The sequence below is a fragment of the Qipengyuania sp. ASV99 genome (genome assembly GCF_047872805.1).
Taxonomy (GTDB): Bacteria; Pseudomonadota; Alphaproteobacteria; order Sphingomonadales; family Sphingomonadaceae; genus Erythrobacter.
Window position 1 is genome coordinate 684,407 of sequence record NZ_JBLQUK010000001.1, and the last position, 14,770, is coordinate 699,176.

Here is a 14,770-nt window from a genome sequence, read left to right on the forward strand (position 1 = left end):
TGTGTCCGTTGGCTGTCCGCGTTTGGCCCTTGGGAAATGTCCGTAGCGCGAAATCATGCCGCCGTCATGCCCTCAAGCGCGCGATTTGTCGGTACGCTTCACCAAAACCGGCTACCGGGGCCGCCTTTGAAGGGACCGACTTCGAACCGACTGATCCAGCCGCCATAGAACCCGCCCGGTTGCGGTGTGACCTGTTCACCATCGACACAGCACCGGTCAAGCGGATCGGGATAGAACGCCAGATAATCCTTGATCCGGGCAAAGCTGGGCGCGGGATCGGAATAGTACCACGCCGCCGCCTCGACCCGGTGATCGCCCATTACGATGTCGAAATAGCGCGCTTGCCCCTTCCATTCGCACAGTGTGCGGCGCGGATTGGGCCGCAGATATTCCATCGCAATGTCGCTGGGCGGGATATAGTAGGTCGGCGGGTGACTGGTTTCGAGCGTTCGCCACGCGTTGCGGCTATCGGCAAGGCCAATGCCGCGGTGGATGATCTCGATCCGGCGCGGGGTTGGTTCGGCAATTGCCGGGCGAGGGTAATCCCAGACGCTTTCCTGTCCGGGTTCGGCAAGTTCGGGTTGGGGATGACTGCCCGGAAAGCTCACGCCTTCTCGAGCGTGCATTGCAGCGGGTGCTGATTTTGCCGCGCGCAATCCATCACCTGATTCACCTTGGTTTCGGCGACTTCATAGGAAAACACCCCGCATACGCCGACGCCTTTTTGATGGACGTGCAACATGACCCGCGTCGCCTGTTCCAGATCCATGCTGAAAAAGCGTTTCAGCACCATCACCACGAATTCCATCGGGGTGTAATCATCATTCAGCAGCAGCACCTTGTACTGGCTCGGTTTCTTGGGCCGTGTGCGAGTCTTTGTGGCGATCCCGATTTCGCTGTCGCCGCTATCTTTGCCGCCATCCTTGTCGTTATCGCCATTCTTGATCGCGTCGTTGCCGCAGAGCGGATTCAACAATTCAGCGCGGCCATCGGCAGAACGCATCGGGTCAACAGGGTCAAGGATCAGGTCGGCCATCGGGTTCCATTATGGGATTCGTTTGTGCGAGCGCAAGATGCGTCAGCCGCGCATAAGGCGCAAACCCTTAACGCATGCCTCATGCAAAGAAAGAGCCGGACAGACCTTTTGGGGTCCATCCGGCTCCTGCGCTTTCGCGCGCTTTCATAAACCGGGATTGGGGAGAGAGGAGAGGCCCGGCTTAGAAATTCCTTTAGAGCTTATGCAGCCTTCGAAACCTTCTCAGCAGCGACGCTGACGCGGTTCGAAATCGGTGCAAAAGCGTCGTTGTAGAGCTTCACCCAAGCTTCGGTGCGCTGCGAGCCGTAAGACACGATAGCATCGAAGTTGCGGCGAGCGATTTCGCCCTGCAGCTGTACCAGTTCGGTCGGCGACTTGATCGAAGCGACCTTCTTGACGTCTTCGGTGACGGTTTCAACAACGACCTTGCCGGTTTCAACGTTGGCACGGACGAGTTCCTGAGCGCCGCTGAAGAAGATCTTGCCGCTTTCGACGACAGCATCGAGGTTGGCTTTGTTGAACTCGCCAGCTTCGCCAGCAAATTCGCCAGCCTTGGCATAGACAGCCTTGGCGCGCTCTTGCACGTCGGCAGCCAGTTCCTTGGCTTGGGCGGTGAAATCGGTGTTCTGTGCGGTTGCCATGATAGTATCCTTGAGTTTGGTGACGGGATTGCCCGTGGTGGTCTTGGGAGAAGATTTCGGGGTTGCGGTTTTCGGGGCTGCTTTGGGTGCGGCCTTCTTGGCTGCAATTGCCGGTGCCTTTTTCGCGGCTGGCTTTTTTGCAGCAGGAGTTTTCTTAGCGGCCGGCTTTGCAGCAGCGACCTTCGTTGCCGGAGCAGCCTTCTTTGCCGGAGCAGCCACGGCCTTCTTCACAGCTGCTGCCGAGGGCGCAGCTTTGGGAGCGTCAGCTTCAACAGCGGCGGCAACCTTTTCAACGGTCGCAGGCGCGGCGGGCTTTTTCGCAGCGGCATCAGCATAAGCTTTTTCAGCAGCAGCGTCGATTTTTACCTTGGTCGGTTCGGTCTGGGTTTTGGCGTCTGCCATAATGTCCTCGCTTCATGTTGCACTGCACAAAATAGCGATTGCAGATGCGAAGTCAAGGATTTTTGTGCACTGCACAATAAGACGCTCAAACCCCTGAATAGCAAACAGAATTGGGCATCAATCGGACGTCAGCGCCAAATGTTTTTGGATATTAGCGGGTTTTTACATAGCTTCCGGGGGCATCGTCCAGCACCCTATCGCCGCGCCCGCCGGGCTTGCGCTTGCCGGTCGCAGGCACGCGTTCGGGTGCCTGACCATCAAGCCACGCTAGCCAATGCGGCCACCAGCTGCCCGGATGTTCCTCAGCGCTTTCAACAAAGGCCCCAAGCGAAGGCGCTTTGCTGTCCCCAGTCCAATATTGATATTTGCCCGCAGCCGGCGGGTTCACCACCCCGGCAATATGGCCTGAGCCCGCGAGCAGGAATTCGAGCGGCCCGGCAAAATGATCGGTGATCCGCCACACACTTTCAGCAGGCGCGATGTGATCCTCGCGCCCGGCCTGAATATAGCTGGGGGTCTTGACCAGCGTCAGGTCGATCGGGGTCCCGTCCGCCATCAATGCGTCCGGCACCACCAGCTTGTTGTCGCGGTAAAGGTCGCGCAGATATTCATTGTGCCATTTCGAGGGCAGGTTGGTGACGTCGCCGTTCCAATGCAGCAGATCAAACGCGGGGTAATCTTCGCCGAGCAGATAATTGTTGACGACGTAATTCCAGATCAGATCCTTGCCTCTGAGCGCGTTGAACGTCGCCGCAAGATAGCGCCCATCGAGATAGCCCTCGGGTGAAAGTTGGTCGATCATTTCAAGCTGGCTGTCGTCGATGAAATGTTTGAGATCGCCGCTGCGTTCGAAATCCACCTGCGCGGTAAAGAACGTCGCGGTCCTTACCTTGTCCGCCTCCCCGCGTCGCGCCAGAATTGCCAGTGTTGCCGCCAGCGTCGTGCCCGCCACGCAATAACCGATTGCGTGGACATCCGGCACGTTTAATCGATCACGGATGTGATCGATTGCCTCGATCTGGCTGCGGATATAATCGTCCCACACGACATCGCCCATGCTCGCATCGGCGGACTTCCAGCTGACGACAAACACGGTGAAGCCCTGATCCACCGCCCATTTGATGAAGCTCTTTTTGGGCGTCAGGTCGAGGATATAGAAACGGTTGATCCATGGGGGAAAGATCACCAGCGGCGCCGCATAGACGTCGCTGGTCGATGGGCTGTATTGCAGCAGTTGGAAAAGCGGAGTTTCGTGCACTACCTTGCCCGGTGTCGCGGCCAAATTCTCGCCCAGCGTAAAGGCGTTGGGATCGGTATGGGTCAGTTGCCCGCGTTTCAGATCGGTGATCAGATGCTGCATCCCGCGCACCAGATTTTGCCCCTTGGTTTCCACCGTGCGTTTCATCACCACCGGATTGGTGAGCAGGAAATTGTCGGGGCTCATCGCTTCGGACAACGCGCTGATGGCGAATTGCAGCTGCTTCTTCTTTTCGCTGTCGATCCCGTCCATTGATGCCGCCGCTTGCTGAAAATACTCGGTCAGCATCAGATAGGTCTGGTGCAGCAGCACAAAGGCAGGCTGTTCGCGCCAGGCGGGGTCGGCAAACCGCCGATCCGAGCGGGGCAAGGCGGCGGTTTCTTTCGCTTCCTGCCCGCCGGACCCGGCAAGATTTCCAAGGGCGCTTTCAAACACGCCTTTCCACAATTGCAGCGAATCCTGCGCCAGCCGCGTCTGTGCTTCAATCGCGCCTTGCGGAAATTGTTTCAGCATGGTTTGCGAGATCATCAGCCATTGAGCAGGGTCGAGCAGGTTCTTCGCCTGCATCACCTTTCCGGCGGAGGATTGTGCCTGATGCGCCATAAACTCCAGCCACATTTGCTGCATTTCGGTGCTGGCCTTGGCCCATTCGCCCAGTTCGCCCGCCTCGATCCCTTTGGGAAGCAGCGCTGACAATCCGCCTGCGCCTTCCATCGTGCCGCCACCCCCGCCGGGCAGCGCCTGAGCGAAAAGGTCGCGCATCGCCTTGCCCTGCATTTCAAAGAAGGACGCCATCGGTGCCGCCCCCGCAAAAGAATTTCTTGTCCCATGCGTAGCGTCCGACGCCGTGCCTTGATCTTTTTTGTCTGTGCCAGCCATGATTTCGCGGTTCCTCCAGCGTTTCAGACAGGGCATAACCGAATCCCATCTGTCTTCGCCCGGTCTCAATTGCAGTCTTACACAATGTCTAACCCAAACGGCCCTTCACATCGACCGTTATTGGCTTAGACTTGCGATTGGTCCGCCGAACCAGAAACATCAAAACAGGCCAAGGATCGCCATGGAAGAACAATTCTACCGCATGAAGCGGCTCCCGCCCTATGTCATTGCAGAGGTCAATGCGATGCGGCACGCCGCGCGCAAATCGGGGCAGGACATTATCGATCTGGGCATGGGCAATCCCGATCAGCCGCCGCCCCAGCATGTGATCGACAAATTGTGCGAAGTCGCGGCAAAGCCCGATGCGCATGGCTATTCGCAGTCCAAGGGCATTCCGGGATTGCGCAAGGCTCAGGCGAATTATTACGGCCGCCGGTTCGGGGTCGATCTTGATCCGGAAAGCGAAGTGGTTGTGACCATGGGCTCGAAAGAGGGGCTCGGCAGCCTTGCCACTGCCATCACCGCGCCTGGTGATGTGGTGCTCGCGCCTAATCCTTCTTATCCAATCCACACGTTCGGGTTCATCATCGCCGGCGCGACAATCCGGTCTGTGCCAACGACGCCGGACGAGGAATATTGGTTGTCGCTCGAACGCGCGATGAACTTCACCGTGCCGCGGCCCAGTGTGCTGGTGGTGAGTTATCCTTCCAATCCGACGGCGGAAACGGTTGATCTGGCTTTCTATGAAAGACTGGTCGCCTGGGCGCGCGAAAACAAGGTCTGGGTGCTATCGGACCTCGCCTATTCCGAGCTGTATTTTGATGGTAATCCCACTCCGTCGATAATGCAGGTCGCAGGGGCGAAGGATGTCGCCGTCGAATTTACCAGCATGAGCAAAACCTATTCCATGGCGGGCTGGCGGATGGGCTTTGCCGTGGGCAACAAACAGCTGATCGCGGCGCTGACTAGGGTGAAGTCCTATCTGGACTACGGCGCCTTTACGCCTATTCAAGCGGCAGCCTGCGCGGCGCTGAACGGCCCTCAGGACATAGTCGAAACCAACCGCAACCTGTATCGCAAACGCCGCGATGTGATGGTTGAGGCCTTTGGCAGGGCTGGATGGGAAGTGCCTCCTCCGGCCGCTTCGATGTTTGCCTGGGCCCCGCTTCCGCCTGCATTGCTCGGAATGGGAAGCCTTGAATTTTCAAAGCAATTGCTGACCGAGGCGCAAGTCGCTGTGGCACCGGGCGTAGGCTATGGCGAAAAAGGCGAAGGGTATGTGCGCATTGCAATGGTCGAGAATGAACAAAGGTTGAGGCAGGCAGCGCGAAACATCAAACGCTACCTTTCGTCGATGGGCGTCAATAGCTCTGCGGCTTAAGGCATAATTGAGGAATAATCCGGGTCACTTGGTAATATACCGTAGCGAGTGGTAATATCCCGGAGCAAAACTTGAGACCGTGCATTGGTTAATGCAGGGTACGTATTGGATGGAGGAAAGCAATGTCTTCCACAGGGCCGCGGCCGCTGACCCAGCGGCAGCAAGCTGTGATGGATCGAATTGATCGGCGCGTTCCGATCAAGGTGATCGCGCGCGAGCTTGGCGTGTCCGAAACCCGCGTGAATCAGCATATCCGCGCCCTTAAGAATATCTATGATGCAGAAAATCTGGGCGAACTGGTGGAGCGTCATCGCGCCGAAAATCCTGAAGAGCGCGTGGCCGAAGATGACAATAAAATCGAACAAAATGAATACTATGGCCTGAACGTAAAGACCTATAGCGAACCTGCATACAGCAAAAATCAGGTGCCCGAATTCATCAAAACCATGGATGAGCCGCAGGGCAACGACCCGGGCAAACTCGTGATGAGCGATGTTTTGCCGCTGGAAGCCCAGGCACCATGGCTGCGCCCGGGCGAACCTCGGGTTGTTCCCCGGGTGCTCGACGGTGAACACGCTGTCTGGTTTCGCCTTGTGGCTATCGTGGGGATCGCGTTCGGCTTTCTGGCCGCCGTGGTCCTGACCGTGACGGCAGCGGTAACGATCAGCGAGGCGTTGGATGGACGTGCAACCGTCCCGGTGAACCAACAAGGCTTCTCCTGAAGAGCGTAGGGGAGGCTTTCGGAGAACCCCAATGACCGACCGTATGCTGAATGACGCCCACAACCTGAAAAAACTGATCCGCGAAGCCGAAGCGCTTGCCGATGAATCGATGATCGCCTTTGCCCGGCTGAAGCAGGCTATGCTCGCCGCCCGCCAGAACCCCGGCGTCGAAGTCCACACTGGCCAACGCGCGCTGATGCGTCTTAACCAAGCCGAAGCTCAGGCGATGGCGATGTCCACCAACTTGCTTCGCGTGCATGACGAACTGAGCCAGATTGCCCGCGAAACCATGGGCGGCGACGATATTCCGACAGTTATCCCCGATTCGGCGATTGCCGATGGACAGGTCTCTGCCGAAGCTGTGCCTGCACTCGCCTGACCTGCATCGCATGTTTGAATTGCTCGCCTCTGAATACCGCGCAGTCTTGCAGGATGTGCTCGCGTTTGCCGTGTGCGGCGCTGCGCTCCTGTGGGGCCGCGGCCCAGAGCGAGCAATTGCGGTAATATGGCTGATATTGTTTGAATTTGCCGGACGGGTGTATCGGTCGCTGGTGGGGACAGGGTATCAACTCGCTAACGTCGATTGGTTTCTGGCTACTACTGATGTTCTTGCGGGTGCGGCGTTCATCGCAGTCGCGCTTTATGCAAATCGCAATTATCCCTTGTGGATTGCCGGGATGCAGGTGCTGGCCATGACGGCGCATCTGGCGCGCGGCATGGCGGACTCGGTTTCGCCGGTGACCTATGCCTTGATGGTTGCGGTTCCGGGCTGGTTTCAGCTCATCTTTCTCGGCATCGGTGTCGCGCGGCACATCGCTCGCAAACGCAAATGCGGCGCTTACCGCGATTGGCGGTTCAGCCAGACCCCCGATAATTTCAGCTCAGCTTCAGGCCGCACCGGGCTTGCTGCGAGCGCTGTGGGCAACCTCCAGACATCGTGGAGAGATAATCTCAAATGATCGAAGCCGCGACCGCCAGACGGGCGATGCCCGCAATGGCCCCCGTGGGCCGTCAGCGCGCGATGGTCGATTTCCTGCGCGCCATGGTGCTTGATCCGCATAGCAATGCGGAGCGATTTCACGCAGTGTTTCTTGATCGGCACAATTCCTATCTCGGCGATGCGCCGATGGGCAATGGGGGCATAGACCGCCTGTCGCTGCGGATGCGCGAAGTGCTGGGCAGAGCATTGTCGCATGACGCACAGGGTATATTGATCGCCCACAACCACCCTTCCGGCCATTGCCGCCCCAGCCAGATCGATATTGATGCAACCAGCCGGCTAAAGGCCGTGGCCAAGGCGCTGGATATCGAATTGCTCGACCATCTGATTTTCACGCATGACGCCGTCTATTCGATGCGGGCCGGAGGCAAGTTATGAACTCCATTGCGGCTACCCCGATGTATCCCGATGACGATACGTTGATCCCGCGCTTTCGAGAGGCAGGCGATGTGACGCTCGATCTGTTTCACCGCGACGGTCGAGTGGACGATCGCTGGTTGGGTTTTCATCCGCGCGAATTCGAATTGCTCTGGCGGCTGGCGCAGCAGCCCGGTCAGCGGATGAGCCGCCGGGAATTGCTCGCTGATGTCTGGCGCATTGATTATGAGCCAGAGACCAACAGCGTCGCGGTGCATGTCGCGCGGGTGCGCAGCAAACTTGGACCGTTCGGCCTGTCCTCGATCCTCGCAACGCATCCTGAAGGCGGCTATTACCTCGATGCGCCCGCCAACCCTGGCAGTTTCAGGATCAAAAGCGGCACGGAGTAGCCGCTCTCATACTTGCGCCTCGTCTCAGCCGCAGATGGCGGCTGGACTCGCGCTGCTGCTTGCGCCAGTTTCCGTTCCATCTTGCGTTTCAGCCTGAAAGTATCTGCATGTCCGACACCCAATTGATGCCTGCCAACGATCGCGTTTCCATCCTGCTGGGAGAGGACGGCGTCGCGCAAGTGCGTTTCACTCGCGGCGACAAAATGAACGCGCTCGACCCGGAAATGTTCGAACGCATCATCGAAGCGGGCTCGATCCTCCACCGCACAAAAGGTCTGCGTGTAGTGGTCCTCTCGGGGGAAGGCCGCGCGTTTTGCGCCGGACTCGACACCGCCAGCTTTGCCCGCACGCCGGGCGCCGACGACCCGGAATTGACTGAGCGGACCTATGGCAATTCCAACAAGTTTCAGCAGGTAGCCACGCAATGGCGCAAATTGCCGGTGCCTGTTATCGCCGCGCTGCACGGCGTGTGTTTCGGCGGCGGGCTGCAGATTGCCAGCGGAGCCGATATTCGCATTGCTCATCCGGACACGCGCATGGCAATTATGGAGATGAAATGGGGGCTGGTGCCCGATATGGGCGGCTATGCGTTATGGCGCGGGCTGGTGCGCGACGATTTGCTGCGCGAACTGGTCTACACCAACCGTGAATTTTCGGGCGAGGAGGCGCAGGGGCTGGGTCTTGCGACCTATGTCGATGCCGACCCGTTGGCGCGCGCCACCGCCATCGCCCGCGATATTGCCAATCGCAATCCGCACGCCATCCGCGCGGCAAAGCGGCTGTCCGCCGCGATGCACGAACGCGGCACTGATGCCATTCTGATGGAGGAAAGCATCGAACAGCACTCCGTCATGCGCACCCCCAACCAAATGGAAGCGGTGATGGCGGGAATGCAGAAACGCGCTCCCAAATTCGAAGATGTCGCTTAGAACCTAACCAAACACAGCGACGCATTGCAGGCCGTCAAGCACCTGACGTCCGTCCACGTCCCACATTCTCAGTCGTTCGGATGAATAGCCCGCCCCGGCATGTTGGCTGGCGTTTTCCGCAAGATACCATCCGCTGTCAGAGCGTGTTTCAGGTTCAAGCACGTTGAAGGACCAGTTGATCGAGCTGATCGGACCCACCCGTTGCATGATCCGCATTGCGCCGGGCGGCATGACATCGCCCATCAGCACCAGTTTGCTCACCGGATCCAGATTGTGATCTTCGGTCAATCGCGCCCAGCGCCGGATAGTCGCGCCGTGATCTTTGTCCTTGTCCTGTGCATGGCGGATTTCAAAGTTGCGTTCGATAAAACTGGGCCCTTGACCAGCCATTGCGGGCGCGTTGTCGCCTGGCGCACCGGGCCAGTCCTCGACAGTATCGGCAGGACGGATCGCATTCGCCTCTCGCTCCGCCGCAAACAGCCAGAACGCCGTCAGCGCAAGCGAGCCGCCGCTGTGAATTTCGCTGCGCACCTGCGTCACATTGCGGCCCTGACGCACAATCTCGGCCGACAATTCGATCTCTTCGCCGAGCGGCGCGACAAAGCCCACCTGTGCGGCGCGCAGCGGGGGCAGGTCGGGGAACGCTCGCTGCGCCATGGTGAATGCGACGAGAGCCGATGCGCCGCCATAGAGGGTGCGCCCTTGCATCCAGTCGGCGGCTTGGTCCAGTCGGGCAGGTCCGGGCATTCCGGTGATTGGTTCGAGCAAGCTGGCAATAGTCATCCAACCCGTTTGCCCGGTGCCGCGGACGAGGTCCAGATTGACGTCGCGTAAGGTAGCGGATTGGATAGGGTCACGGGCAGCCGATGCCGATGCCGAGCCGATGCGAAAGCTTCATTGCCTTTATCGCGGCGAATCGCTAGTGCGCGCGCTCCGCTCTGTAAAGGGGCGGCTCGGCCCGATGGCGGAGTGGTTACGCAGAGGACTGCAAATCCTTGCACGCCGGTTCGATTCCGGCTCGGGCCTCCACTCTTTGCGCAAACATTGCGCTGCAATGCCGCTTTAGCTCAGTTGGTAGAGCACATCATTCGTAATGATGGGGTCACGTGTTCGAGTCACGTAAGCGGCACCAGGCCTTGCCTCGCAATATTCTGATCCCCTGCCGGAGCCAAAGTTTGCGCTGCGCTTGCGCGCTGCTACTGTCGCTGGCGTGAGCGGGGACAGCAGCAGCGCAGTAGCCAAACGAATTTGTGTCGCCGGCGCCAGCGGCACGATTGGCAGCGCGGTGGTGCATCGGCTGGTGGCGGACGGGCACATTGTCACTGCTTTGCTTCGGCCCGAAAGCGAGCTTTCGCCGCATTTGTCAGGGGCAGAGATCCGCACGGCCCGTCTTTCCGATGCCGCAGCGCTCGCGGCGATCCTGCACGATCTGCGACCGCAGACCGTGATATCGTGCATCGCTTCGCGCAGTGGTTCGCCCAAGGATGCGCTGGCGGTTGATTATTCGGCCAACCTCAATCTGCTGAACGCGGCGGTGGGGGCCGAGGCAGATCATTTCATTCTGTTATCAGCGATCTGTGTGCAGCGCCCGTTGCTGGCGTTTCAGCATGCCAAGCTGGCCTTTGAAAGCGAGCTGAAATCCGCGCCCATCGAACACACGATTGTCCGCCCCACGGCGTTCTTCAAATCGCTTTCAGGTCAAGTCGCGCGGGTCGCGCGGGGAAAGCCGTTTTTGGTGTTCGGCAATGGCGAACTGACTCGCTGCAAACCGATCAGTGATGCCGATCTGGCGCGGTTTATCGCGGACTGTGTGCGGCGCAGAGAGCGGCGCGGCCAGACGCTCCCGATTGGCGGACCGGGCCCAGCGATCACGATGAAACAGCAGGGTGAATTGCTGTTTGAAGCAGCGGGCAGGACGCCGCAGTTTCGCTCTGTCCCGGTGGGAATGTTCACTGGTGCTGCGGCGGTGCTGTCCCTCGGTGCGCGCGTTTCAGACTGGTTTGCCGAGAAAGCCGAATTCGCGCGGATCGCACGCTATTATGCGACCGAGAGCATGCTTGTGCTCGACCCGGTAACCGGTGAGTACAGCGCCGAGGCGACGCCGGAATTTGGCGACGACAGGTTGATCGACCACTACCGCGCGATGCTGTCGAAGGCCGCGACGGGCAATAACCAATGAGCAATCCTCAACTGATCTTCACGCTCGCAAGCTGCGTGTTCTTCATGGCGCTGGTCGGCTGGATCAGCTGGCTGAAATCGCGCGGTGTGGCCGGCACCAGCGATGGCTATTTCCTGGCAGGGCGCGGGCTAGGAGCGACCTTTATTGCAGGATCGTTGTTGCTGACCAATCTTTCGGCGGAGCAGCTGATCGGCCTTAACGGTTCGGCCTATGGTTACAATATGTCGAGCATGGGCTGGGAAGTCACCGCGGCTATTGCCACGATTGCGATGGCGCTGATATTTCTGCCCAAATATCTCGCCGGTGCCTTTACCACATTGCCGCAATTTCTGGGTGACCGGTTTGATCCGCAAGTGCGGCGGATGTCGGTGGTGCTGTTCATGCTCGGATACGGATGTGTGACGATCCCCAGCGTGCTTTATTCGGGATCGGTTGCGGTGCTGTTGCTGTTCGACGTGCCGGGTTTGACGGGGCTTGAGTATTTTCCGGCGCTGTCCGCGACCGTTGTGACCGTCGGCGTGATCGGGGCCATATATGCGATATTTGGCGGGCTGCGCGCAGTCGCGGTGTCGGACACGCTCAACGGGGTGGGCCTTCTGATTATCGGCGTTGCGGTTCCGGTGTTTGGTTTGATCGCTTTGGGCGATGGTGATTTTGGTGCGGGCCTGACACGGCTCGGTACGGAGCACCCGGAAAAGCTGAGCGCAATTGGCGATGCAAATGCGCCCACGCCGTTCGGCACGTTGTTCACCGGAATGGTGTTCGCAAATTTGTTTTACTGGTGCACAAATCAATATGTGATCCAGCGGACGCTGGGCGCACAAAGTCTTGCCGAGGGGCAAAAGGGCGTGCTGTTTTCGGGATTTTTCAAGATCATGGTGCCGTTCATGATGATGCTCCCCGGAGTGATCGCGTTCCATCTCTACGGTCCGGGATTGGGCAGCATTGATGAAGCTTACCCGCGGCTGATCCGCGACGTTCTGCCGGTCTATATGTCCGGCTTTTTCCTCGCAGTGCTTTTGGGGGCGGTGTTTTCTTCGTTTAATTCGCTGCTCAACAGCGCGGCAACCTTATTCGCGCTCGATGTTTATGGACCTGCGCGCGGGAACAAGGCGGGCGATGCAGAACTGGTGCGGGTGGCCAAGATTGCCAGCGTGGTGATTGCGCTGCTTTCATTCGCCGCTGCGCCGCTGCTCTATTTTGCTGAAGACGGGTTGTGGCAGATCATCCGCATCTTCACCGGATTCTACAACATTCCGACCGTCGTGATCGTGATCGTCGGGCTGTTCACCGCGCGTGTTCCAGCACTTGGCGCAAAAATCGTGATCGTCTTTCATGTCACCGCCTACGGCTTGCTCCGGTTTGTCTTTGCAGAAGAGGCGACGCTGCATTTCCTCCACCAATATGCGATTCTGTTCGTGATTGAGGTTGCCATCATGCTGGTCTGCGGCTGGCTGCGCCCGCGCGAAACCCCTTGGCAATTCACCCGCAACCAGCAGGTCGATCTGACCCCGTGGCCCTATGCGCGACCGCTCGCGGTGACTTTGGCAAGCAGCGTGGTCGCAATCTATCTGGTGTTCTCGCCAATTGGTGTCGCTTCGCCAGACGGGCCGGGCGCGATGTTTGCGGTCCTGATCGGGGCGCTGGTAGCGGGCAATGCGGTGCAATGGGCCGCTGCACTAAGCAGACGGCGCAAAGTGGCTTAAGCGATCAGGCTGGCGAGCACGCGGCGTTTGCCTTTGAACGGGCGGCGGCCATGCATGACAAGGAAGTTGTCCACCAGCGCCACATCGCCCGCCTGCCATTGCAGATCATAGGTCAGATCATCGGCAATCGCGATGGCAGGTGCCATGTCCCCAGCCGTGATCGGTATGCCTGATCCAAAGGTGATCGCGCGGTTCGGATCGTTGCGGCTGTCGGCCCAACCCCTGAATGCAGCGATCAGCTGGTTGAAGAAGGTGCGCCTTTCATCTGGCAGCATCCTGACTGCATCGAGCACCGGCGTCGTTGCACGCAGGCTCCCGTCGTCGCGCCACTGCCAGTCATAGCCCAGTTCGCGAAGCCGTGCCTCTGCCCCTGCCTTGTCGGTGGCGCTCAAGGTGCTGCGCCAGCTGCGGCCCTGACCTGATCCGGCATCGTCATCGCCCGGCATGACATTGGTGTAGCGCACGCCTTCGGCTTCCAAACGGGTAACGAAATCGGGTGCTGCCAATGCAAGCCGATCAAGCACCCAGTCCGAACGGCACAGCGGTGTCGCGCCGCCTTTTTCAGGTGCGATCTCGCAATAGAAAAACAGTTTTGACGGATAGAGCGGGGTCTGCGCCATTTCATGGTGCAGGAAAATCTCGGTCGTGGGCGGGGCTTCGTTGGCAGTGAAGACGCGGGGGGTGACATTGGTGCGCACCGCGTTCGAAAGCGAGTCTTCGTAGGTGAAACCCGGCTCTCCATAGCCTTCGATCGCTGCATCGAAAGCGTGCGGATCAGGGACATCAAATCCCCGGAACAATAAGGCGCCCGCGTCAGCCAATGCGGCGTCCACTGTTCCTTTGTTGGTGACAAGGAACGCGGCTAGGTCGCCGCTGCCGGGAATGGTGCGCGGAAACTCGCGGGTTCTCATATCAGTCATAGATCGGGTGGAAGGCTCCAAAGGCCGCTTCGGCAAAGACGCCGGGATCGTTAAAGCGGCGGTTCTGATTGAGCGCAGAAATGGCAGCCATTTCGGCCGCGCTCAATTCGAAGCCATCAAAATCGAGGTTCTCGCGCATGCGTTCAGGCTTGGAGGTCTTGGGGATCACAGCCGTCCCGCGCTGCACGCCCCAGCGCAGCAGGACCTGCGCTGGCGTTCTGCCGTGCGACTGCGCGGCGACCAAGACCGGAGCCGCACCGAGCAAGCTCTCGCCCGCGTCGGCCATGCCGAGTTCGAAATAGCTTTGCGCCCCCAAAGGCGAAAACGCCGTCACGTCGATCCCGTAAACGCGCGCGCAGCGGATCAGCTTTTCCTGCGTGAGATAGGGATGCGCCTCGATCTGGAGCATTGCCGGTTTGATCCGCGCATAGCTCATCAGATCATGGATCAGCGCGGAATTGTAATTGCAAACACCGATGCGCTTGACGAGACCTTGCTCCACCAGCGCCTCCATCGCCGCCCACGTCTGATGGAGCGGAACGGGGGCTGGCTTCATCACCGGCTCAGCGGCATCGGGATCGTGCAACCATTCGGGCGGATAGCGGGCCTCGATCGGTACATATTCGAGCGCGATAGGAAAGTGGATCAGGTAGAGATCGAGATAGTCGAGCCTGAGATCACCCAAGGTTTTGCGGCACGCCTCCTCGACATGTTCGGGTGCGTGGAAAGTGTTCCACAGTTTGGAAGTGATCCACAGTTCCTCCCGTTTGACCAATCCCTCAGCGATAACGTTTGCCAGACCTCGGCCGGTTTCTGCCTCATTGGCATAGTCGGCAGCGCTGTCGAAATGGCGGTATCCGGCGCGCACAGCATCAACCACGCTGGCGGCGGTGTCCTCTTGCGGGATTTTCCAAAGGCCAAAGCCGATGCGCGGCATTTCGGTGAGCATG

16 protein-coding genes and 2 tRNA genes are annotated in these 14,770 nt (G+C 59.1%); 11 read left to right on the forward strand and 7 right to left on the reverse strand.

Translation table 11 applies throughout. The features are described 5' to 3' along the window. Positions 1-98 precede the first annotated feature (98 nt). The 4 genes from ACM64M_RS03455 to ACM64M_RS03470 form a co-directional block, all read right to left on the reverse strand. Positions 99-626: a DUF427 domain-containing protein gene (locus ACM64M_RS03455; RefSeq protein ID WP_416227233.1), complete on the reverse strand. Its 528-nt coding sequence runs from the start codon at positions 624-626 to the stop codon at positions 99-101. Continuing rightward, positions 605-946: an ATP-dependent Clp protease adapter ClpS gene (gene clpS / locus ACM64M_RS03460; RefSeq protein WP_416227360.1), complete on the reverse strand. Its 342-nt coding sequence runs from the start codon at positions 944-946 to the stop codon at positions 605-607. The genes ACM64M_RS03455 and clpS overlap by 22 nt, the downstream gene beginning before the upstream one ends. A 290-nt stretch (positions 947-1,236) precedes the next feature. Beyond that, positions 1,237-1,908 (reverse strand): phasin family protein, encoded by a 672-nt coding sequence (locus ACM64M_RS03465; protein WP_416227234.1) that lies wholly within the window; start codon positions 1,906-1,908, stop codon positions 1,237-1,239. Positions 1,909-2,230: 322 nt separating this feature from the next. Then, on the reverse strand, positions 2,231-4,132 hold the full coding sequence (locus ACM64M_RS03470; protein ID WP_416227235.1) for a PHA/PHB synthase family protein: 1,902 nt from the start codon (positions 4,130-4,132) through the stop codon (positions 2,231-2,233). Between the two features lie 265 nt (positions 4,133-4,397). Between ACM64M_RS03470 and ACM64M_RS03475 the strand changes: the two genes are divergently transcribed. The 7 genes from ACM64M_RS03475 to ACM64M_RS03505 all read left to right on the forward strand — a co-directional run bounded on the left by ACM64M_RS03475 (position 4,398) and on the right by ACM64M_RS03505 (position 9,015). Further along, positions 4,398-5,597 carry an LL-diaminopimelate aminotransferase gene (locus ACM64M_RS03475; protein WP_416227236.1) on the forward strand — a complete coding sequence of 400 codons (1,200 nt, stop codon included), beginning with the start codon at positions 4,398-4,400 and terminating at the stop codon, positions 5,595-5,597. Between the two features lie 122 nt (positions 5,598-5,719). Continuing rightward, the gene (locus ACM64M_RS03480) at positions 5,720-6,319 is read left to right on the forward strand and encodes a helix-turn-helix transcriptional regulator (RefSeq protein ID WP_416227237.1); all 600 of its coding nucleotides are present in this window, start codon (positions 5,720-5,722) and stop codon (positions 6,317-6,319) included. Positions 6,320-6,350: 31 nt separating this feature from the next. Then, positions 6,351-6,698 (forward strand): hypothetical protein, encoded by a 348-nt coding sequence (locus ACM64M_RS03485; protein WP_416227238.1) that lies wholly within the window; start codon positions 6,351-6,353, stop codon positions 6,696-6,698. 10 nt (positions 6,699-6,708) lie between these two features. Further along, complete coding sequence (locus ACM64M_RS03490; protein ID WP_416227239.1) at positions 6,709-7,278, forward strand: hypothetical protein; 570 nt, start codon at positions 6,709-6,711, stop codon at positions 7,276-7,278. After that, positions 7,275-7,697, forward strand: a complete 423-nt coding sequence (locus ACM64M_RS03495; protein WP_416227240.1) for a JAB domain-containing protein — start codon at positions 7,275-7,277, stop codon at positions 7,695-7,697. The genes ACM64M_RS03490 and ACM64M_RS03495 overlap by 4 nt, the downstream gene beginning before the upstream one ends. Beyond that, positions 7,694-8,086 (forward strand): winged helix-turn-helix domain-containing protein, encoded by a 393-nt coding sequence (locus tag ACM64M_RS03500; protein ID WP_416227241.1) that lies wholly within the window; start codon positions 7,694-7,696, stop codon positions 8,084-8,086. The genes ACM64M_RS03495 and ACM64M_RS03500 overlap by 4 nt, the downstream gene beginning before the upstream one ends. A 107-nt stretch (positions 8,087-8,193) precedes the next feature. Next, positions 8,194-9,015 (forward strand): crotonase/enoyl-CoA hydratase family protein, encoded by an 822-nt coding sequence (locus tag ACM64M_RS03505; RefSeq protein ID WP_416227242.1) that lies wholly within the window; start codon positions 8,194-8,196, stop codon positions 9,013-9,015. Between the two features lie 3 nt (positions 9,016-9,018). On the opposite strand, the gene ACM64M_RS03510 is transcribed toward ACM64M_RS03505, so the two are convergent. Further along, the gene (locus ACM64M_RS03510; RefSeq protein WP_416227243.1) at positions 9,019-9,798 is read right to left on the reverse strand and encodes an acyl-CoA thioesterase; all 780 of its coding nucleotides are present in this window, start codon (positions 9,796-9,798) and stop codon (positions 9,019-9,021) included. A gap of 172 nt (positions 9,799-9,970) precedes the next feature. On the opposite strand from ACM64M_RS03510, the gene ACM64M_RS03515 reads away from it, so the two are divergent. The 4 genes from ACM64M_RS03515 (at position 9,971) to ACM64M_RS03530 (ending at position 12,900) form a co-directional block, all read left to right on the forward strand. Further along, positions 9,971-10,044 (forward strand) — tRNA-Cys (locus tag ACM64M_RS03515). A 27-nt stretch (positions 10,045-10,071) separates the two neighbouring features. Then, a tRNA-Thr gene (locus tag ACM64M_RS03520) sits at positions 10,072-10,147 on the forward strand. A gap of 78 nt (positions 10,148-10,225) precedes the next feature. Next, entirely contained in the window at positions 10,226-11,194 is a 969-nt protein-coding gene (locus ACM64M_RS03525; protein ID WP_416227244.1) for an NAD(P)H-binding protein, read from the forward strand. Next, positions 11,191-12,900 (forward strand): solute:sodium symporter family transporter, encoded by a 1,710-nt coding sequence (locus ACM64M_RS03530; RefSeq protein WP_416227245.1) that lies wholly within the window; start codon positions 11,191-11,193, stop codon positions 12,898-12,900. The genes ACM64M_RS03525 and ACM64M_RS03530 overlap by 4 nt, the downstream gene beginning before the upstream one ends. Here the strand turns inward: ACM64M_RS03530 and ACM64M_RS03535 are convergent. After that, a complete protein-coding gene (locus tag ACM64M_RS03535) occupies positions 12,897-13,820 on the reverse strand; it encodes a TauD/TfdA family dioxygenase (RefSeq protein ID WP_416227246.1) in 924 nt (307 codons plus the stop codon). The two genes, ACM64M_RS03530 and ACM64M_RS03535, sit on opposite strands and share 4 nt — an antisense overlap. Further along, positions 13,813-14,769, reverse strand: coding sequence for an aldo/keto reductase (locus tag ACM64M_RS03540; RefSeq protein WP_416227247.1), 957 nt, complete (start codon positions 14,767-14,769; stop codon positions 13,813-13,815). Before ACM64M_RS03540 ends, ACM64M_RS03535 begins: the two co-directional genes overlap by 8 nt. Position 14,770 lies beyond the last annotated feature (1 nt).